The organism is Ornithinimicrobium sp. F0845, from assembly GCF_023015765.1.
Lineage (GTDB): Bacteria > Actinomycetota > Actinomycetes > Actinomycetales > Dermatophilaceae > Ornithinicoccus.
This window is the reverse complement of record NZ_JALKAL010000012.1, coordinates 21836-41299: the sequence shown is the minus strand read 5'-3', so window position 1 is coordinate 41299 and position 19464 is coordinate 21836. Positions and strand designations below refer to the sequence as shown.

Here is a 19464-nt window from a genome sequence, read left to right as displayed (position 1 = left end):
CGCGGTCCGGTCACCGAGAGGACGAGCGTGGCTTCCTTCCTGCACCGACTGGGGCGCTGGTGCGCCGACCACCCGTGGCGCACCATCGTCGCCTGGGTCCTGATCATGGCCACCGCGGGGACCGCAGCGGCGACGCTGATGAAGCCGTTGAGCAACGAGTTCAGCATCCCCGGCTCGCGCTTCGAGCAGGTCCTGGCCGACCTGGAGGCCGCGCTGCCCGAGGCCGCCGGTGCCAGCGGGTCGGTGGTGTTCACCTCCGAGGACGGGTTCTCCGGCGACGAGCGGGCGGCCGTCGATGACCTGCTCGCCCAGTGGCAGCAGGTCGACGGCGTCGAGGCCGTCGTCAACCCGTTCGAGACCCAGGAGCAGCTCGAGGGCTCGGCGCAGCAGCTCACCGACGCCCGGGAGCAGCTCGAGCAGGGACGCGCCGACCTGGCCGGCGGCTGGGCGGAGATCCGCGCCGGCCAGCAGGAGATCGACAACGGCTGGGCGCAGTATGAGGGCGGGCTGGCCGCCCTGGAGGAGAACCGGGACGCGCTGCCGCCGGAGACGGTGGCCGAGGCAGAGGCGCAGCTCGCCGAGGCCCGTGAGCAGCTGGAGGCGGGGCAGGCCGAGCTGGACGAGGGTGCCGCGCAGCTGGAGGCGGGGGCTGCGGAGCTGAACGCCGGAGAGGAGGAACTGTCGCTCGGTGAGCGACTGGCCCACCTCAGCGACGGGATGCGCTTCGTGTCCGAGGACGGCACCGTGGCCCTCGCGCAGCTGCAGTTCGAGATGAGCGGCGCCTCGCTCGACCCCGCCATCGGGCACGAGCTGCAGGACCTCGGCACCCAGCTGGAGGGGACCGGCGTCGAGGTCTTCTACTCCCAGGCGATCGTGCAGGACATCTCCAGCGTCGTCGGCGCCACGGAGGCCATCGGCATCGCGGTCGCCGCGATCGTCCTGCTGGTCATGCTCGGAGGTTTCCTCGCCGCCGGTCTGCCGCTGCTGATGGCGCTGGTCGGCGTCGGGGTCGGCGTGGGCGGCGCGATGGCGCTGACCCAGTTCGTCGACATGAACAGTGCGACACCCGCCCTGGCCCTGATGCTCGGCCTGGCGGTCGGCATCGACTACTCCCTATTCCTCATCAACCGGCACCGCACCCAGCTGCAGCAGGGGATGGCCCTGAAGGACTCGATCGCCCTGGCGACCGGGACCTCAGGCAACGCGGTCGTGTTCGCCGGCCTGACCGTCTTCATCGCGCTGGCGGCGCTGGTGGTGACCGGCATCCCGTTCCTGGGCGTGATGGGTCTGGTGGCCGCCGGCACCGTCCTCGTCGCAGTGGTCCTGGCGATCACCCTGACGCCGGCACTCCTCTCCCTCATGGGCGACCGGGTCCTTGGTCGCCGGCGCGAGGTGGGGCAGCACGCCTCGGTTGACCGGAGCGACCGCGGGTGGGCCGCCTGGGTGCAGCGGCGTCCCTGGGCGGCCGTCGCCGGCGTGCTGGTCATCGTGGGGCTGCTGGCCTTCCCGGCGCTCGACATCAGGCTCGGCCTGCCCGACGGGTCCTCCGAGCCGGAGGACTCGACGGCCTACATCGCCTACGACCTGACCCGCGAGCACTTCGGCGCCGGCGCCAACGGCCCGATCGTGGCCGTAGCGGAGATGGAGGAGCCGATCGCCGGCACCGACCGGGCGCTGATGGAGGTCCAGGTCGGCATCGGAGAGGACCTGACGAACGTGCCGGGCGCCCAGTCGGTCGTGCCCATCGGGATCAGCGAGGACCGCTCGACGCTCGCCTTCCAGATCGTCCCCGAGGCCGGCCCCGCCGACCAGGGCACAGTCGACCTCGTCGGCAACCTGGACAACTCCGCCACCCAGATCGGGCAGGAGCACGGCGCCGAGCTGGGCTTCACCGGCCAGACCGTGGCCAACATCGACATCTCCCAGCAGCTGGGTGACGTGCTGCCGATCTACCTCGTCGTGGTCGTCGGCCTCTCGCTCATCCTGCTGCTCCTGGTCTTCCGCTCCCTCCTGGTGCCGGTGCTGGCGACGGCCGGCTTCCTGCTCTCGATCGCGGCGGCGTTCGGTGTCGTGGTCGCGGTCTACCAGTGGGGCGTGGGCAGCGCCTTCTTCGGGGTGCACGAGCCGGGACCGATCCTCAGCTTCCTGCCGATCATCCTGATCGGCGTCCTGTTTGGCCTGGCCATGGACTACCAGGTCTTCCTCGTGACGGCCATGCGCGAGGCGCACGTGCACGGTGAGGACGCCCGCCGCGCCGTGGTCAGCGGCTTCAACCACAGCGCCCGCGTGGTGACGGCCGCGGCGATCATCATGATCTCGGTCTTCGGCGGCTTCGTCTTCGCCCACCTGGCCATGGTGCGCCCGATCGGGCTGGGCCTGGCCATCGGGGTGCTCGTGGACGCCTTCCTGGTCCGGATGACCCTGACTCCGGCCGTGCTCTCGCTGCTGGGCGAGAAGGCCTGGTTCCTGCCGCGCTGGCTGGACCGGATCCTGCCGGAGATGGATGTCGAGGGCGCCAAGCTGGAGCGTTCCCTGGGTGTCGACACCTACCCCGACGGTGACGTTGACGTCATACCGGGTGACGACGGCACGCCGGTGGTGACGGAGGCCGACAAGGAGACCGCGCACACCCCGGGCTGACCCGCCTCGCGAGAATCCTTCTATCCCCGAGGCGCTGGTCAGCCGACCCGGTCGCGGCTACGGTCTGGGTGTGGCCTCCGACCTGACGCACCGCTTCGACGTCGCCGTCGAGGGGCTCACACCCGGCTACTTCGCTCTCGTGATGGGTAGCGGCATCGTGTCGGTTGGCTTGGCACTCGAGGGCTTCGTCACTCTCTCCCGGGTGCTGCTGGGGGTGTGCGTGGCCGCCTTCGTGATCCTGGGCGGGCTGACGGTCCTGCGCTTCCTGCGGTTCCGACGCGCGATGGCCGAGGACTTTCTCGATCCCAAGCGCGCCTTCGGCTACTTCACCTACGTGGCGGGCACCAACGTGCTGGGGGTCCGGCTGTTCATGGAGGGTTTCCACACGATCACCGCAGTCTTCCTGGCCCTCACCGCGACGGCGTGGGCGGTGATGGGCTATGTCGTGCCCTGGACCGCGGTCCTGGGCAAGGTCGCCCGTCCCGTCGTGGCCAACGCGAACGGCACCTGGTTCATCTGGGTCGTGGCCAGCCAGTCCGTGGCGGTCGCCGCCGCCACCCTGGAGCCGGTGAGCGCGACAGCCACGCAAGGGTTGTCCGTGCTGGCCGTCGTGGCGTGGTCGGTCGGGGTCTTCCTCTACGTCGCGGCCGGCGTGCTGGTGGCGCTGCGCATGCTGCTGTATGAGCTGCGCCCGGAGGACCTCAACCCGCCCTACTGGGTGGCGATGGGCGCCTGCGCGATCACCGTGCTGGCCGGTGCCCGGATCGTGGAGATGGCCGCGGCACCGATGGTCGACGCGACCCGCGGCCTGGTGGCCGGACTCTCGGTCATGTTCTGGGCCTTCGCCACCTGGCTGATCCCGGTGCTCTTCGCCGTCGGGCTGTGGCGGCACTGGCTGCACCGGGTGCCACTGCGCTACGAGGCGACGCTGTGGAGCATGGTCTTCCCGCTGGGGATGTACGCCGTGGCCGGCATCTATCTGGGGCAGGCCGATGAACTGCCGCTGGTCGGGTGGATCGGCCGGGTCGAGCTCTGGCTCGCCTTCGGGGTGCTGCTCATCGTGCTGATCGCCATGCTGCGCCACGTCCTCATCACGGTCTTCCTGCCGCCGCGGCCCGTCGAGAGCACCCCGGTCGCATAAACCTCTTGTCCCCGGCGAGCTCGCGACATAGATTCGGGGGTACACGAGAAGGGAGGTGGTCCGACCTGTGAGTATCTATCGGACGCGTGAGGTGGCTGAGCGCTGAGCTCGGCCTTCGCCTGGCCTCCCTGCCTCGGCAGCGGCCAGAACCCGGACGGGTGACGCGGAGAACAACTCAGTCACCGGAGCCCGTGAGGATGGCGCGGTATCGTCCACCGCGCCCCCGTGCCACGCACGGACCTCACGGGCTCTTCCAACTCTTGTCGTGGCTCGTACGCATCGCGGGTGATGGCCCGGTCATGGGGCCCGGTTCACGAACCGGAACTGCACCCGCACGGTGCCGTCGGCCGGGACCACGAGGGTGGAGTTGCTCGCTGACCACTGCTCGGGCACGAGGAACATCTGGTCCTCGCCCTGGATCAGCAGCCGGAAGCCCCGGTAGCGGTAGCGGAAGCCCTCGGTGCCTTCGACGGGCAGCGCCGTCTCCTGGACGATGCCGTCGGTCAGGTAGAGGCGACTCGGCGTGTCGAGGATGACGGCAGGCAGCTCGTCCAGGTGGCGTGCGGTCTCCATCGCGTTGCCGCGCCCGGTCCACTCCGCGAGCGTCGCCGTCGCCCAGAACATGGTCGTGGCCACGACGACTAGGGCCAGGGCGGTCACCCCGGGCCGCACCCAGCCGGCTCGATCGTCCGCCGGGCGTCGCAGCCAGGCGGGTGCCCCAGGCATCCAGAACAGGTAGGCGAGGGCGGCGGTCCCGACACCGATCAGAAGAGGCGTCACCAGGGCGTAGACCGCCCACCGCCCGAACCAGGTGAACCCGAGCATCAGGACGAGTCCGGCCCCGAGGCACACCAGCGCCAGCACCATGGCCCGCCCGACCCAGCTCGCCGACGGTGGGTGGCGACGCAGCCGTAGGTGGACCAGCAGCAGCGCGATGGCGGTGAGCGCGACGACCAGCAACGGCACGAGGAGCACCTGCGGACTGCGCATCACGAAGTCGTTGGTCGACAGGCCGACCGTGTCCACGTCGAGCCCGAAGTAGCGGAACTGTGCACGCGAGGAGACGTAGCCGAAGTAGAACAGCAGGGCGGTGAGGAGGGTCACCGGCGCGATGATGCTGGTCCCCACGCCCAACCATCTGGTGAGGTGGTCGAGCACCGAGGGGTCGGTCTGTGGCTCCTGGTCGGCCATGACGGCCTAACCGGTAGACACGGAGGTGTCACTCGTGGGATCGGTCTCATCGGTGGGATCCCCATCCTCGGTCGGATCCGCGTCGTCGGTGGGATCCGTCTCATCCGTGGGGTCCGCGTCACTGGTGGGACCGGTGGTGGTGTCGTCGTCGTTGGTCGACACCCACCTGTCCAGCGCGTCGTCCCACTCGACGTCGTCGGGCGGGGAGGCCTCGACCGCCGTGGTGAACTCCGCGCAGACCTCGGCCGCGTCCGGCGCGCACGTGATCGTGGCGCCGACCACGGAGAGAACCCCGAGGCCGTCGGGCGCGGCCGCCACCTGGTCCACCCGGACACCGCACTGCCCACCAGCGTCGAAGACGCCGGGGGAGTGCAGGCACGGACCGAAGGAACCGCAGCCGTCGGCCGACCAGGTGTAGGCGTTGGACGGCTCGACCGTGACGTCCGTGACTTCCAGGTTGACCTCCGGGGGGACGAGATCCGGCGGCCCGCTCCAGTTGATCACCACGCACCGCAGGGTGGGGTCGGTCGGGTCGACCTCGTGGAACCCGCCGATCGGGAGGCCGGGCAGGTTGACCGCCACCTCATCCTCCCCGCCGCCGTCGGGGTCCTCAGTCTCGTCCGGGTCCTCCGTCTCCGGCTCCGTGAAGGTCTCGGTGGTGGGCTCGAAGGACGTCGTCGAGTCGGTGGTGGGATCCGGGTCGGGTCCGGTGGTCTCCGGTGCACCACACCCGCCGAGAAGAGCGATCACGGACACGCAACTGATCAGCCAGCGTGCGCCGGTGGTGCTGGTCATCACGACCTCCCTCGGTCGGTCACCGCACGTGGTTGCTGGTCCCCAATGTCCTACGCCCCGGCAACCGCGTCAATGGTTCGCCAGCAGCCGCGCGGCTTCCAGCGCGATCTCCCACTCCTCGTTCGTGGGCACCACGAACGCTGCCACTGCGCTGTCCGGCGTGCTGATCCGGGTCTCCCCGCGAGCGCCGGCGTTGGCCTGCTCGTCGAGCTCGACCCCGAGCAGGCCGGCCCGCCCCAGCACGGCGGCCCGCAGCTCGGGGCTGTTCTCCCCGATGCCCGCGGTGAAGGCGACGGCGTCGAGCCGGCCGAGCACGAGGGCGAGGGCACCCAGGTGCCGCACCAGCCGGTGGACGACGACGTCGAAGGCGAGCTCGGCGTCCGGGTCGCCGGAGTCCCGCAGATCCATGACCTCCCGGAAGTCGCTGCTGCCGGCCAGGGCCTTCAGGCCCGACTCCTTGTTGAGGGCGTGGTCGAACTCGGGCAGGGTCATGCCGCTGACCCGCGACATGTGGGCGGGGAGCCCGGGGTCGAGGTCGCCCGGCCGGGTGCCCATGACCAGACCGCCCAGCGGGCTCAGCCCCATGGACGTGTCCACGCTCCGTCCGCCCTCGACCGCGCACGCGCTGGCCCCGTTGCCCAGGTGCAGCACGACGACGTTGGTCTCCTCCAGCGGGGTGCCGAGCAGCTCGGCCGTCCGGCGGGAGACATAGGAGTGCGAGGTGCCGTGGAAGCCGTAGGAGCGGATGTTGAAGGTCTGCCGCCACGACAGCGGGATCGCGTAGGTGTAGGCCGCCGGCGGCATGGACTGGTGGAAGGCCGTGTCGAAGACGGCGACCTGCGGCAGGTCCGGGAAGGTCTCCAGGGCCACCTCGATCCCGGCGATGTTGCCCGGGTTGTGCAGTGGCGCGAGTGGCACGAGGCGGCGCAGGGTCTTGAGCACCTCGTCGTCGATCAGCACGGTGGAGGCGAACTTGGCGCCGCCGTGGACCACCCGGTGGCCGATGGCGACCGGCGCCGCTTCCTGGAGGTCGGGTCCGTGGTCTCGGAACTGTGCGGTCAGCACCTCGAAGGCCGCGGTGTGGTCGGGGATCTCCTGCTCCAGGACGTGCCCCTGGCCATCGACCGTGTGCGTCGCGCGACCTTCGTCGAGGCCGATGCGCTCGATGAGCCCGGTGGCCAGCGAGGTGCCGGATCCGGCCACGACCAGCTGGTACTTCAGCGAGGAGGACCCGGCGTTGATCACCAGGACCGGCCGCTGACCGGCCGCCTCGGCGGGTGACCCGGCGCCGTCGGTGACGGGCGCGCCGTCCTGGGCGTCCGGCATACTCATCGTCCCTGCCTGGCCTGGATCGCGGTGATGGCGACGGTGTTGACGATGTCCCGGACCGTGGCACCGCGCGACAGGTCGTTGACCGGTTTGCGCAGACCCTGCAGCACGGGGCCGACGGCGACCGCCTGGGCGCTGCGCTGGACCGCCTTGTAGGTGTTGTTGCCGGTGTTGAGGTCGGGGAAGATCAGGACCGTCGCCCGACCCGCGACCTGGGAGTCCTTCAATTTGGTCGCGGCGACCGCGGCATCGACGGCGGCGTCGTACTGGATCGGGCCCTCGACGGACAGGTCGGGTGCCAGCTCGCGGACCAGCTCGGTGGCGCGGCGGACCTTGTCCACGTCGGCGCCGGTGCCCGAGCCGCCGGTGGAGTAGGACAGCATCGCCACGCGCGGCTCGACGCCGAACTGCGCGGCCGTGCGCGAGGATGAGATGGCGATGTCGGCCAGCTGCTCGGCGGTCGGGTCCGGGTTGATCGCGCAGTCGCCGTAGACGAGGACCTGGTCGGCCAGGCACATGAAGAAGACCGAGGAGACGACCGAGACGCCCTCGACGGTGCGGATCACCTCGAGCGCGGGGCGGATGGTGTGGGCCGTGGTGGTGATCGAGCCGGACACCATGCCGTCGGCGGCGCCGTCGAGCACCATGAGGGTGCCGAAGTAGGACGGGTCGACGACCGTGTCGTGCGCCTGGTCGAGGGTAACCCCCTTGTGGGCGCGCAGCCCGGCATACGTCTCGGCGTAGGTCTCGCGGCGCGGGTCGGTCTGAGGATCGACGCAGGTGGCCGCCTCGATCCGCAGCCCCAGGGTGGCGGCCCGGTCGCGGATCTCGGCCTCGGGGCCGAGCAGGATCAGGTCCGCGACGCCGCGGGCGAGCAGGTGGTCGGCCGCACGCAGGATCCGCTCCTCGAGTCCCTCGGGCAGGACCACGGTCGCCGCGGCGTCACGCGCCCACTCGGTCAGGCGGTGCTCGAACATCAGCGGCGTGACGATGCCGGAGCTGCGGGCGGTGGCCTGGGGGAGGAGCGCCGGGACGTCGAGGTGCTCGCTGACCACGCCCACCGCCTCCTCGATCTTGCGGTGGGAGCCCGGGGCGATCCGTGGGCGCGCGCCGTAGCAGCGCGTGGCCGTGGTGAAGGTGCCGTAGGTCGTGGTCACGACCGGGAGCTGGACCTCGAGCCCCTCCACCAGTCGGCTGACCTGCGGGCTGAGCGGGAAGCCGCCGTTGAGGACGATCCCGGACAGCGCCGGGAAGGTGCTGGCCCGGTGGGCCTGGAGCGCCGCGAGCAGCACCTCCTCACGGTCCGCCGGACAGATCACGACGCCCCCGTCCGTGAGCCGCTCGAGGACGTTGGGCATCGTCATCCCCGCCACGATGAGGCTCATGGCCTCCTGGTCGAGCAGCGCTTCCTCGCCGATCAGGAGCTGGCCGTCGATGGCGGACATCAGGTCGCGCACGGTGGGCGCGGCCAGCACCGCGTTGGCGGGCAGGACGTATGCCGTGTGGTCCGGCAGGTGCTCCGCGAGCACCGCGCGGGTGGCGTCGGTGAGGTCGTGGGCGACCCGGTTGGCGATGATCGCCAGGACATCCGCGTGCTGGGTGCGGGCCTCGTGGACGGTTAGGGAGGCCGCGGTGGCCACGTCCTCCGGCGTCCGGTCGATGGCCGGGACCACGAGGATCAGCGGCGCACCGATGTTGGCCGCGATCCGGGCGTTGACCGAGAACTCCGTAGGTCCCGGGATGTCGGTGAAGTCGGACCCGATCACCAGCACGGTGTCGTGCGCCTCGGCATACTCGTGGAAGCGGTTGACGATCTCGCCCACGGCTCCCTCGGCGTCCGCGTGAACGCGGTCGTAGGTGACCCCGACCGCCTGATCCGCGCCCACGGGTGAGGAGGCCCGGGGCAGCAGCAGGTGCAGGAGGGGGTCCGGCACGTCGCCCTGGACGATCGGTCGGAACACCCCGACCCGGCCGCCGAGGCGAGTCAGCTGCTCCAGGATGCCCAGGGCCACGGCGGACTTGCCGGAGCGGGACTCCGCGGAGGCCAGGTACAGGCTCGTGGTCACGAACACGAACCTAGCCGGTCCGGGCCATCGGGGCACGGGCTGGGCGTTCCGTGAGATTCTGGGTCCCATGGGTTCTGAGATCAGGGTGTGGGTGGATGGCAGGCGCGTGGACGACGGGCCGGCGATCGCCGCGCTGGACCACGGCGTCACTGTCGGTGACGGTGTCTTCGAGACCGCGAAGATCATCGACGGTGAGGTGTTCGCCAAGACGAGGCACCACGACCGGATGGACCGGTCGCTGGCTGGCCTCGGGCTTGCCCCGCTGGACCGCGCTCGGGTCGAGGAGGGGATCCAGGCGGTGCTGGCGGACGAGCCGATCGCCTTCGGGCGGTTGCGCTACACCGTGACCGGTGGGCGGGGACCGCTCGGCTCGGACCGGTTGGACGGGCCGATGACCTACATCGTCACGGCCGGGGATCAGCCCCTTCCCGCCGCGGTGACGACCGTCGGCGTGGTGCCGTGGATCCGCAACGAGCGCGCCGCGACGGTCGGGCTCAAGACGACCTCGTATGCCGAGAACGTCGTCGCCCTGGCCGCGGCCAAGGCGGTGGGCGGGACCGAGGCGATCTTCGCCAACGGTGCGGGGGAGCTGTGCGAGGGCACCGGCTCCAACATCTTCGTGGTGCGCGACGGCGTCATCTGGACGCCGCCGCTGGAGGCAGGCCCGCTGGCCGGGATCACCCGGGCGCTGACGATCGAGTGGTGCCGTGAGGAGGGGCTGGAGGTGCGTGAGGAGGCCATGCCGCTGTCCGTGCTCGCCGAGGCGGAGGAGGCCTTCCTGACCTCCAGCACCCGGGATGTGCAGGCCATCGGTGCGATCCTTGTCGTGCCCGCGCAGCAGACCCTCGCCGGTGACCTGCCGGCCGTCGACCTGGCCGACCGGGACCTCGGCACCGAGCCCGGTCCGGTCACCGCCCGCGCCGCCGAGATCTTCGCCCGGCTTGGTCGGGAGCGGATGGACCCCTGACACGGAATCCGCCGCCCCACGGATTAGGATGGGTCGGCCGCGGCGGGTTAAGGTAACCGCCGCATCAGGACGTGTAGCTCAGCTGGTTAGAGCGCTCGCTTCACACGCGAGAGGTCAGGGGTTCGAGTCCCTTCACGTCCACCCACTCTCAAGCGTCTGACCTGCGGAAACACGCAGAATCACCCCACGCACGCGGCCCGGCCGGATCGAATAAATACCACTTGCATACCAGCAGGCCCAGTTTCGGCTCATTTTTGGCACCCGGTTCGTGTGGTCCGGCGCCTAGGGACTCGCATGAACGCGCGACCTCAGACGCCGGTGATCCCGCGCGAGCTGTGGACCGCACCCCAGCTCGCCGCCTACCTCGGCAAGCCGGTCAAGTACGTCTACCGGCTCACACACGAACGCCGGATCGAGCACTACGTCATTGGCCGCGAGCTGCGCTTCGACCCCGCCCACGTCGCCGACTTCCTGGCTGACGCGCACTATGAGACCCACACGGACGAGCCACCGCACGTGCAGCCGACCACGGGCGTCACGCGAGCCCCCGCCGGACGCCCCCGGATCCACGGCACCGACGGAGCAGTCTCGTGAAGCCCAAGCAGAAACCGAAGTCGGCGGGCCGAGCGCGCAGACTCTCCCCCGGAGTCGGTCAGTTCACCTACCGCACAGGCCGGGTCGTCTACCGATTCCGCTGGACAGACGGGGCCGGTCGACGCCAGGTGGCCACGTTCGACACCGCCGAGGAGGCGGAGGAATTCAGGCTCAGCATCCTCAACGGCCGCGGAGAGGAGGCCGTCACCAGGCACATGACCTTCATGTCGTGGTGGAACCGGTGGATGGAGCCGCGTGACCTGCTCCCCTCCACCCGCAAGGGGTATGAGTCGCTGGCCCGAAACCACATCCTCCCGGCCATCGGGTCGCTGCGGTTGAGTGACATCAGGGCATCCCACCTGCAGACGATGCACGCCGACATGCTGCAGAACAAGGGCCTGTCCGACTCCCACTCCGGAAAGGCGCTCGAGCAGGTTTCGGCCTGTCTGCAGGACGCCGTGGCCGAGGGACTGCTCACGGTCAACCCGCGTTCGAAGATGACCCGGCGGGGTCGCCGTCACTCTGGGAAGAAGACGGAACGTTACGCCCTGTCAGTGGCCGAACTGATCGCCCTGGAGAGTGCCATGGATGAGTACTGGGCCATCCTGGTGCCGTTCATCGCCGAGACCGGCCTGCGCATCGGGGAGGTCTCAGCGCTCACCGTTGCCGACGTCGACCTGGACCATGGTCGGGTCACCGTCACCAAGTCACGGAAGAAGACCGGGGAGGTCGGACCGCCGAAGTCGAAGGCCGGGTACCGCACCGTGCCGACGCTGACGGCCCGGACGTGCGAGCGGCTGCGGGCCATGATCGCGCAGCGGAGGCTGTCCCAGCACAGTCCTCTCTTCACCGGGCCACGGGGGGCAGTCTTGGGACAGGACAATTTCCGCACCCGGGTCTTCAACGAGGCGGTGGCCAAGGCCGGACTGGACAAGCTGGCTGACGGCCGGTCCGCTCCGACCCCACACACGTTGCGCCACACTGCCGTCACGATGTGGATGCAGCGCGCCCACCTGTCGCCATACCAGGCTGCAAGGCTGGCCGGTCACGAGTCCTCGATTGTCACCGAGGCCATCTACACGCACCTAAACCCTGGGGAGCTCGGGTTCGTCCGGGACGCCATGGAGGGCTGGGGACGGGCCGACCTGCGTGCGGTGAACGAGGACTAGGACTACTACTCCACTCGGCGCAGCACCCACCCCGGGCCGGCACGGGCCGCCGCCAGCATGGGGCGGCGCTGCACGTGGCGTCCTGGCTGCACGGTGAACCGTGACGGGCAGCGGTGTCCGGCACGCGCCGAACCGGCCGCACAGTTCGCACTGGGACTCGATGCTCTCGAACTTCGCCTGGTCGAAACCACTGTCGCAAGACAAGGTGGGCGCCGGAGCATATGCATGCATGGTCGTCGAAGACGCCGACGAACCGTCGTGGACCGGCTCGGCCTGCTTCGACCGGCGCTCGTCCAGCCGACGGCGCCAACGATGACGTGGCGCCGCGCTGTCGTGGGTTGCCCCCCTCTATTATCCGTAGGCGTGGATGACACGAGTGGCTCAACGACCAAGCGCTACGCGCGCGTGCCGCTCGATGTCGCCAGGCTCCGAGAGCTGAGGGTGGCTAAAGGCTGGTCGCAGCACGAGTTGTCGGTGCGCGTTGGTGTGCAGGGCGCACCGGCGGTCTCGGCATGGGAGACCGCCGCGTCGGTGCCTCACCCGAAGACGCTCAGGCGCCTTGCTGAGGTCCTTGGTGTCGACCCGGGCGAACTCCTCGCCCGTCAGTCTGAGCGGGTGACCTTTGCGGAGCTGAGAGTCGCGAGCGGGATGTCGCGGCGTGCGCTGGCGGCGGCATCCTCGGTCTCGTTGACGACCATCCGCAGGTGGGAGTCCGGGGAGTTCAAGTCGGTCCCGCCGGCGCGGATGCTCGAGCCGGTGGCGACCGCGCTGCGGGTATCCGTGCCTCGGCTGGTCGATTCCATCGAGGCGAGCAGGCGGATCACCGGGGCCAGCCGCCCCACCTAAGACCCCTTGCCAAACCTTTACCTTGGAGCCGCCCAATGGAGGAGAGGGGGAGGCTAGGGTCGAAAACGAACGGGCTTCGCGACACGGGGGCTTCACTCAAGTGGTGCATTAGACATAGTGGTAATGTGCCATCCAACGACGGATGAGACCCCCGAGGTGCCCCGACCCGCCTTGGGTGGAGTGAAGGAGGTTTGCCCAATGGGAACACGCACCCGCGTTCAGGCCGTCGGTCTCATGCTCGCTGCCAGCATCGGCCTTACGGCCTGCAACGGTGACGCCGAGGAGCCGACCCCGGCGAGCCAGCCGGCACCGTCAACCAGTGAGTCGGCTCCGGTCACCCAGCCACCGCCCCCCGATGACGACGAACAGACAACCACCGCAGAACCCGAGCTGTCCGCCGAAGAGCAGGACCAGGCGGACATCAAGGAAACGCTACAGCTCTACACCGGAGCATTGAGTAGCGCCTTCAACGGGGATGACTCGGTGGAGGGGATCTACCCGTTTTCCAGGGACACCGCCCGTGAGAAGTGGGTGACTGAGGTCATGGCGGCCGAGGCTCAAGGTGTCACCTTCAGCGGGCAGATGGAGGTTGAGGTGATCGAGGTCTTGGTCGACGGGCAGGCAGCAGAGGTGGTGGCGTGCCTAGATGTCTCAGCCGTTGAGGCGGTCGACGAGAACGGCAATTCGATCCTGGCGGAGGATCGGCTCGACCAGACGTTACAAGACTACGTCCTGCAACGTGACGACTCTGCAGAGCAGGGTTGGTACATCGTCGAGGACACGAACCGGAATGAGCCATGCGACGGCTGACCGTCCTGTGGTGCGCGCTGGTCATGGTCCTCGCGTCATCCTTGGCGGCACTGGCCAGCGCGCCGGCGGCTCAGGCCGAGCCGGAGTGCCGCGAGGTCAGCCCTGTCACGGGTCAGTGCCTCATCTACGTCCCCCCGCCGCCGCCGAGCTATGACCCACCGGGCGGCGGGGGTGGGGGAGGGGGCGAGCCTGGCGATGCTATCTGTGAGGACTTCCTGACCGGGGATGAGTACCCGTGCATCGTGGGCGACTGGTACTGGTCCTACGACTGGGCCTGCTACACCAAGTACGCCGAGCCACAGCCGCCCTGGACCGACCCCGTCTGGAGTGGACGGGAGGATGGCGCGATCTTCTGGTGCTCCCGGGGCGTGACTCTGTCCGACCCTTTCCCGGCGGACACGGTTGCCCGGTGGGCGCCCTCACCGCCGTGGGGTGCTCCTCCGGACCCGGAGGAACTGGCACGCGGTGCGATCGAGACGATGGACCTGCATGCGATCGAGATCGGGATCGTGCCGGAGCAGGGAGCCGATCGAGTCGGTCTGCTGGGTCTGCCCACATGGATGTGGGTCAACGACGTGAGCGGATCGACCTGGGGGCCGATCACGCGTACTGCGACCTCGGGGCCGTGGTCGGTGACGGCCACTGCGCAGGTGGACCGGATCGAGTGGGACATGGGCGATGGGACCGTGGTGACCTGCACGACGCCCGGCACCGAGTACCAGGACGCCTACCTCGACGCGGACAGCCCGGACTGCGGGCACCGCTACACCGAGCAAGGGCGTTACACGGTGTCAGCGACGTCCTACTGGGTGATCGACTGGTCCGGCCTCGGGCAGGCCGGGACCATCGAGATGGACTTCACGCAGGACGGGCAGATCGTGATGGGGGAGGTGCAGGTGCTGAGCCAGTAGGCCGTAAGTGCCGGTGATCCGGCGACTCGGGAGGGGAACCTCAAGAGTCCCGAAGAAGGGGAGTAGCAGGACGTGAAGAGGAAAGAAGCCGACGCCACCTCCGGGGGAGCGCCCGCACGTAACGCACCTAACACCACAACGGCCCCACCATCTGAGCAGGCCGCCGCTGTAGCGGCTCCTCCGAAACTGCGGCGCAGCCCCCTGCTGGCACTGGCCGGTCTGGCGTTGGTCATCATCGGTGCGCTGGCCGCTGTGTGGGTCTACCTGTCGAACAGTGAGGCGATCGAGGCGCTCGCGGTGCGGGAGACCGTGATGCGAGGCGAGGTCATCGGGGCTGGTGACCTGGTCATGGTGCGGGTGAACCCGGATCCGGCCCTGCAGCTGGTGGCGGGCAACGAGATCGAGGGGTTCGTGGGTCAGCGGGCGGCGCGTGACCTGAGCGCGGGGAGTCTGCTCACCCGCGAGGCTGTCACCGCCGAGGTCGTCCCGGGGCAGGGGTCCTCGGTGGTCGGTCTGGCCCTGACACCTGCCCTGATGCCGGGACAGCCGCTGCAGGTCGGGGACAGCGTGCGGATCGTGGCCACACCCGGCCAGGCCGGCGACCCGGCGGCGTTCGAGGCCGCGGGCACCCTGTTCCCGGCCGAGGTGGTGGCGGTGAGCACGCCGCCGGTGGAGTTCGCGACAGAGACCGTGGTCTCGGTGCTGGTTCCGGAAGGTCGGGCCGCGGACCTTGCCCAATGGGCGTCAGCGGGGCGGGTCGCGCTGGTGCTGGACAGCAGGGAAGGGGACTGAGATGGCGGTGATCACGTTGGCGTCGGCCGCCGGGTCTCCTGGGGTGACGACGACCGCGGTGGGGTGGGCGCTGTCCAGGGCCCGCCGCACGATCCTGCTCGATGCCGATCCCACCGGCGGGTCGGCCGTGCTGGCCGGCTACCTGCAGGGTCAGATGGTCCCGCCTGACGCGCTCCTGGAGCTGTGGTCGGCGCAGCAGCACGGGTCGCTGAGGGCGGTGCTTCCCACATTGACGATGGCGTTGTCCGACTCGCAGGTGGGGCTGCTGCCGGGAACCCGGTCCCACACTCAGGCCCGGGCCCTGGGCGGGCTGTGGGAGCCCCTGCTCGGCGCGCTGAAGGCACTGGAGGGCACGGGGCAGGACGCGATCATCGACCTGGGCCGGCTCGGCCTGGAAGGGTCGGCGACGCCGCTGCTGTATGGCTCGGACCTGTCGTTGGTGGTTTGCCGCAGCGACCTGGTCGCGCTGTCGACGGTGCGCTCGTGGCTGGCCACCCTGCACTCGGAGCTGGAGACGGTCGGGGGGGCTGGTCTGGGTGTCGTCCTGGTCGGGGCGGGACGGCCCTACACCCGCGGTGAGGTGGGCAAGGTCCTGGCCGAGGCGTGCGGCGGGCGGGACCCAATTCTGGCAAGCCTGGACTGGAACCCGAGGACCGCGGCAGTGTTCTCCGCCGGTGCGCAGACGAGGCGGCTGGCCTCGAGCAGGCTCGTGCGCAGCCTGCGGACCCTCGATGACGCGGCGCGGAAGGCGATCGCGGACATCTCCCATGACATCGCTGACAACTCGCACGACCTGGAGCAGGTGCAGACGTGAGCATCGAGGAGTTCGAGGAGCAACCCACGGGGACCGGGAGCGCCGACCCGTCCAGCCTGCCGCTGTTCACCACGCCCGAGACGCCCCGGCACGGCGCACCCCCCAGTGCTGCGCGCGGTCGGCGCCGCGGGGCGTTCACGCTGGATGGCGGCCGGGCTGATGCCCAGGACCGTTCTGGCGGTGAGCCGGGCGATTCCCGTCGCCCCAGCACGAACGTCGTGCCCCTGCAGACCAGGGACGTGCGCTGGGCGGGTGAGCACGGGTGGACGCCGGCAGACCTGGACTGGGCGTTGGTGGCCAGCCTGCGCCAGCAGGCCGCGGACCGGCTTAGCCAGGAGGGAAACCCGGTGGGGGAGGAGGACCGGGAGGCGCAGCAGGAGCGAGGGCGGGCGATCATCGTAGAACTCCTGCGTCGGGAGGCCACCGAGGCGCTGCGGGCCGGCGGGGCCGTCTGGGACGTCGCAACGCAGGACGCACTGGCGCGAGCCGTGTACGACGCGGTGTTCGGGCTGGGACGGTTGCAGCCGCTGGTGGACGACCCGGACGTGGAGAACATCATGATCTTCGGTCACGACAGTGTCTTCGTGGAGCTCACCGGCGGTCGTCAGGTGCCGGCACCGGCGGTCGCGGAGTCGGACCAAGAGCTGGTGGACTTTCTGTCCTTCGTGGCGTCCCGGTCCGAGGTCAACGCCAGGCCCTTCTCGCCGTCCCATCCCAGCCTGGACCTGCGCCTGGACGGCGGGGCCCGGTTGGCGGCCCAGGCGTGGGTCACGCCCCGGCCGCAGGTCAACATCCGGCGCCACCGCCTCAGGGAGGTGTCCCTGGAGGACCTGGTCGACCTGGACATGTTGACCCCGCTGGCCGCTTCGTTCCTGGCCGCGGTCATCCGGTCCGGGCGGTCCGTCGTGGTCTCCGGGGACCAGAACGCCGGGAAGACGACGATGGTGCGGGGGCTGTGCAACGAGATCCCCCGCAACGAGGTCATCGGAACCTTCGAGACCGAGTACGAGCTGCACCTGCACCAGATGCCCGAACGGCACCCCTACGTGCACGCGTATGAGGCGCGTCCAGGTTCCGGGGAGGTGGGGCCGGACGGTCGGCAGGCCGGGGAGTACACGCTGGAGGAGGCACTGCGTTCGAGTTTCCGGATGAACCTCAACCGGCAGATCGTCGGCGAGGTCCGCGGCCCAGAGGTCGAGGCGATGCTGACCGCGATGTCGTCGGGGGCCGGGTCGATCTCCACGACGCACGCGCGTAACGCGGTCGGGGCGCTGGGCAAGCTGGTGCAGGCCATCATGAAGTCCGGGCATCACGCGACCCACGACTACGCCAAGCTTGCGCTGGCCGACTCTATCGACGTCATCGCTCACGTGACCCGACATGTCCAGTCGCTGCCGGACGGGACCTCCCGGGTCACCCGGTACCTGTCGGAGATCATCACCGTCGCCCCGGGCGAGGAGTACCGGGGGTGGGCCACCACCCATGTGTTCAAGGCCGAGCCCGGGGCACTGTTCGCCCGGGCGCACGTCCTGCCCGACGACTACCGGGACCTGGCCCGGTTCGGCTTCGACCTGGCCGCCTACGCGGCCGAGCAGGAGCAGGGAGGCACCTCGTGACTACCCTGGTGGTCGCCGTGGCTGGTGCGCTGATCGTCGGCGGCCTGCTGCTGGTCGTGCTGGGACTCTTGCGCCGCCCCGTGCCGCCACCGCGAGCTCGACGCCGCGGACAAGGGCGCAATCTCGTACTAGGACAGCGCACCAAGGCGCTGCTGGGTGTCGGCGTCGCCGTCGGTGGACTCATCGCCCTGATCACCGGGTGGTTGGTCGCGGTCGTGATCGCACCCCTCGCGCTGGTCGGTGTCCCCGTCCTGCTCAGCGCGCCACCAGCCCGGCGGGAGATCGAGCGGGTCGAGGCCATGGAGGAGTGGGTTCGCACCCTGGCCGGCACCCTGGGCGCCGGCATCGGGCTGGAGCAGGCCCTGATCCGTTCCCTGCGCTCGACCCCGGAAGCGATCAGGCCCGAGGTCACCCGGTTGACCGGAAGGTTGAGGGCACGGTGGGCGACCCAGGACGCGTTGCGCGCCTTCGCCGACGACCTCGACGACGCCACCGGGGACCTCATCGCCTCCAACCTGCTGCTGGCTGCGAACCGGCGCGGCGGCGGACTGGCAGCGGTGCTGGAGAACCTGGCCGCCTCGGTCGCCGAGGACGTGAAGAACCGCCGCGACATCGAGGCAGACCGGGCCAAGCCGCGCAGCAACGCCCGGCTCATCACGATGATCACCCTAGGGGTGCTCGCATTCCTGGCGCTGTCCGGGGACTACATCGCCCCCTACAGCACCCCGTTCGGTCAGGTGCTGCTCCTGTCCTACCTGGGTCTCTATGTTGGGCTGCTGGTCTGGCTGCAGAAGATGGCGCAGGGCAGGCCGATGCCGCGTTTCATCGGCGCTACCGTCCGGGCGGAAGCGGCCCGATGACCACCCTGCAGCTCCTCATCGCTTCCGGGGCGCTGGTCGGCCTTGGGCTGGCACTGCTGCTGTTCCAGGTGGTACCGGCACGGCCGGACCTGGGACAGACACTGGCCAGGTTGTCCCCGACCGGCGCGCGCGAGGCGCAGCGGGCCCGGGTGGCGGCCACGCAGGAACCCGTCGACGCCGCCGAGAAGGATGTGCGGGACGTGTTCGGCGGCTGGGGTGCACGACACCTGCCGGCCGTGATCTGGGGGAGAGTGCGAGCGAGCGACCTGGCCGTCCAGGGGATCACCCTGCCCCGGTTCTACGGGGAGAAGCTCCTTTACGCCTTCATCGGGCTCATTGCCGGCCCGGCTACTTCGCTGGCGTTGATCTTCTCCTTCGACGTTCCCTTCTACGTTCCCGTGCTTGCCTCGCTGGTCCTCGCGGTCGTGCTGTGGTTCATCCCCGACTACAACGTCCGCAGCGACGCGGCCCAGGCCAGGGTCGAGTTCTCCCGGTCCTTGGGCGCGTTCGTGGACCTGGTGACCCTAGAGATGGCCGCAGGGTCAGGCCCACGGCAGGCGATGCAGGCGGCCGCCCTCGTGGGTGACTCGTGGATCTTCCAGAGGCTGCGCGAGGAGTTGGCCCGCACCCGCTGGTCCGGCCTCACCCCGTGGGACGCGCTGCGCGGCCTGGGCGACGAGCTCGATATACCGGACCTGCACGAGCTGGCCGACATCATGCGCCTCTCTGGTGAGGACGGGGGCAGGATCTACCCCCAGCTCAAGGCCCGCGCAGCCAGCATGCGCGGGGCGATCCTGTCCGCTCAGAAGGCCAGGGCCAACGAGGTCAGCGAACGCATGACCCTTCCGATGACCCTGCTCGCCCTCATCTTCCTGGTCATCCTCCTCAGCCCTCAGTTCCTTCGGATGCTGGGGGGTTGACCA

17 protein-coding genes and 1 tRNA gene are annotated in these 19464 nt (G+C 69.9%); 13 read left to right on the top strand and 5 right to left on the bottom strand.

Features of this window, described 5'->3' with window-relative positions:
- Positions 1–27 precede the first annotated feature (27 nt).
- Entirely contained in the window at positions 28–2640 is a 2613-nt protein-coding gene (locus MWU75_RS15485) for an MMPL family transporter (protein WP_247092469.1), read from the top strand.
- Between the two features lie 70 nt (positions 2641–2710).
- Positions 2711–3781: a tellurite resistance/C4-dicarboxylate transporter family protein gene (locus MWU75_RS15480; protein WP_247092460.1), complete on the top strand. Its 1071-nt coding sequence runs from the start codon at positions 2711–2713 to the stop codon at positions 3779–3781.
- A gap of 297 nt (positions 3782–4078) precedes the next feature.
- Here the strand turns inward: MWU75_RS15480 and MWU75_RS15475 are convergent, their stop codons facing one another.
- From MWU75_RS15475 to pta, 4 genes are all read right to left on the bottom strand, one after another.
- Positions 4079–4972, bottom strand: a complete 894-nt coding sequence (locus tag MWU75_RS15475) for a hypothetical protein (protein ID WP_247092458.1) — start codon at positions 4970–4972, stop codon at positions 4079–4081.
- A 6-nt stretch (positions 4973–4978) separates the two neighbouring features.
- Entirely contained in the window at positions 4979–5767 is a 789-nt protein-coding gene (locus MWU75_RS15470; RefSeq protein ID WP_247092456.1) for a hypothetical protein, read from the bottom strand.
- A 69-nt stretch (positions 5768–5836) separates the two neighbouring features.
- Complete coding sequence (locus tag MWU75_RS15465) at positions 5837–7099, bottom strand: acetate kinase (RefSeq protein ID WP_247092454.1); 1263 nt, start codon at positions 7097–7099, stop codon at positions 5837–5839.
- On the bottom strand, positions 7096–9162 hold the full coding sequence (pta, locus tag MWU75_RS15460; protein ID WP_247092452.1) for a phosphate acetyltransferase: 2067 nt from the start codon (positions 9160–9162) through the stop codon (positions 7096–7098). The genes MWU75_RS15465 and pta overlap by 4 nt, the downstream gene beginning before the upstream one ends.
- A gap of 67 nt (positions 9163–9229) precedes the next feature.
- Between pta and MWU75_RS15455 the strand changes: the two genes are divergently transcribed.
- From MWU75_RS15455 to MWU75_RS15440, 4 genes are all read left to right on the top strand, one after another.
- Positions 9230–10129 carry an aminotransferase class IV gene (locus MWU75_RS15455; protein ID WP_247092450.1) on the top strand — a complete coding sequence of 300 codons (900 nt, stop codon included), beginning with the start codon at positions 9230–9232 and terminating at the stop codon, positions 10127–10129.
- 67 nt (positions 10130–10196) lie between these two features.
- A tRNA-Val gene (locus tag MWU75_RS15450) sits at positions 10197–10270 on the top strand.
- A 153-nt stretch (positions 10271–10423) separates the two neighbouring features.
- Positions 10424–10723 carry a helix-turn-helix domain-containing protein gene (locus tag MWU75_RS15445; protein ID WP_247092448.1) on the top strand — a complete coding sequence of 100 codons (300 nt, stop codon included), beginning with the start codon at positions 10424–10426 and terminating at the stop codon, positions 10721–10723.
- Positions 10720–11892 (top strand): site-specific integrase, encoded by a 1173-nt coding sequence (locus MWU75_RS15440; RefSeq protein ID WP_247092446.1) that lies wholly within the window; start codon positions 10720–10722, stop codon positions 11890–11892. Before MWU75_RS15445 ends, MWU75_RS15440 begins: the two co-directional genes overlap by 4 nt.
- 602 nt (positions 11893–12494) lie before the next feature.
- Here the strand turns inward: MWU75_RS15440 and MWU75_RS15435 are convergent.
- Positions 12495–12734 (bottom strand): hypothetical protein, encoded by a 240-nt coding sequence (locus MWU75_RS15435; protein ID WP_247092444.1) that lies wholly within the window; start codon positions 12732–12734, stop codon positions 12495–12497.
- Positions 12735–12936: 202 nt separating this feature from the next.
- On the opposite strand from MWU75_RS15435, the gene MWU75_RS15430 reads away from it, so the two are divergent.
- The 7 genes from MWU75_RS15430 (at position 12937) to MWU75_RS15400 (ending at position 19461) form a co-directional block, all read left to right on the top strand.
- On the top strand, positions 12937–13548 hold the full coding sequence (locus tag MWU75_RS15430) for an alpha/beta hydrolase family protein (RefSeq protein WP_247092441.1): 612 nt from the start codon (positions 12937–12939) through the stop codon (positions 13546–13548).
- Positions 13536–14459, top strand: coding sequence for a hypothetical protein (locus tag MWU75_RS15425; RefSeq protein ID WP_247092439.1), 924 nt, complete (start codon positions 13536–13538; stop codon positions 14457–14459). Before MWU75_RS15430 ends, MWU75_RS15425 begins: the two co-directional genes overlap by 13 nt.
- A 72-nt stretch (positions 14460–14531) precedes the next feature.
- Positions 14532–15251 (top strand): SAF domain-containing protein, encoded by a 720-nt coding sequence (locus MWU75_RS15420; RefSeq protein WP_247092437.1) that lies wholly within the window; start codon positions 14532–14534, stop codon positions 15249–15251.
- Between the two features lies 1 nt (position 15252).
- Positions 15253–16065, top strand: a complete 813-nt coding sequence (locus MWU75_RS15415; RefSeq protein ID WP_247092435.1) for a hypothetical protein — start codon at positions 15253–15255, stop codon at positions 16063–16065.
- Positions 16062–17681, top strand: a complete 1620-nt coding sequence (locus MWU75_RS15410; protein ID WP_348647790.1) for an ATPase, T2SS/T4P/T4SS family — start codon at positions 16062–16064, stop codon at positions 17679–17681. The genes MWU75_RS15415 and MWU75_RS15410 overlap by 4 nt, the downstream gene beginning before the upstream one ends.
- Positions 17678–18541 (top strand): type II secretion system F family protein, encoded by an 864-nt coding sequence (locus tag MWU75_RS15405; RefSeq protein WP_247092433.1) that lies wholly within the window; start codon positions 17678–17680, stop codon positions 18539–18541. The genes MWU75_RS15410 and MWU75_RS15405 overlap by 4 nt, the downstream gene beginning before the upstream one ends.
- On the top strand, positions 18538–19461 hold the full coding sequence (locus MWU75_RS15400; RefSeq protein WP_247092424.1) for a type II secretion system F family protein: 924 nt from the start codon (positions 18538–18540) through the stop codon (positions 19459–19461). The genes MWU75_RS15405 and MWU75_RS15400 overlap by 4 nt, the downstream gene beginning before the upstream one ends.
- The last annotated feature ends 3 nt before the right edge of the window (positions 19462–19464 follow it).

Excerpts from the sequence above, each read along its gene's own strand:
- MWU75_RS15465 (WP_247092454.1), bottom strand. The coding sequence starts at position 7,099 with ATGAGTATGCCGGACGCCCAGGACGGCGCGCCCGTCACCGACGGCGCC.
- MWU75_RS15425 (WP_247092439.1), top strand. The coding sequence starts at position 13,536 with ATGCGACGGCTGACCGTCCTGTGGTGCGCGCTGGTCATGGTCCTCGCG.
- MWU75_RS15430 (WP_247092441.1), top strand. The coding sequence starts at position 12,937 with ATGGGAACACGCACCCGCGTTCAGGCCGTCGGTCTCATGCTCGCTGCC.
- MWU75_RS15445 (WP_247092448.1), top strand. The coding sequence starts at position 10,424 with ATGAACGCGCGACCTCAGACGCCGGTGATCCCGCGCGAGCTGTGGACC.
- MWU75_RS15475 (WP_247092458.1), bottom strand. The coding sequence starts at position 4,972 with ATGGCCGACCAGGAGCCACAGACCGACCCCTCGGTGCTCGACCACCTC.
- MWU75_RS15455 (WP_247092450.1), top strand. The coding sequence starts at position 9,230 with ATGGGTTCTGAGATCAGGGTGTGGGTGGATGGCAGGCGCGTGGACGAC.
- MWU75_RS15400 (WP_247092424.1), top strand. The coding sequence starts at position 18,538 with ATGACCACCCTGCAGCTCCTCATCGCTTCCGGGGCGCTGGTCGGCCTT.
- MWU75_RS15470 (WP_247092456.1), bottom strand. The coding sequence starts at position 5,767 with ATGACCAGCACCACCGGCGCACGCTGGCTGATCAGTTGCGTGTCCGTG.
- MWU75_RS15415 (WP_247092435.1), top strand. The coding sequence starts at position 15,253 with ATGGCGGTGATCACGTTGGCGTCGGCCGCCGGGTCTCCTGGGGTGACG.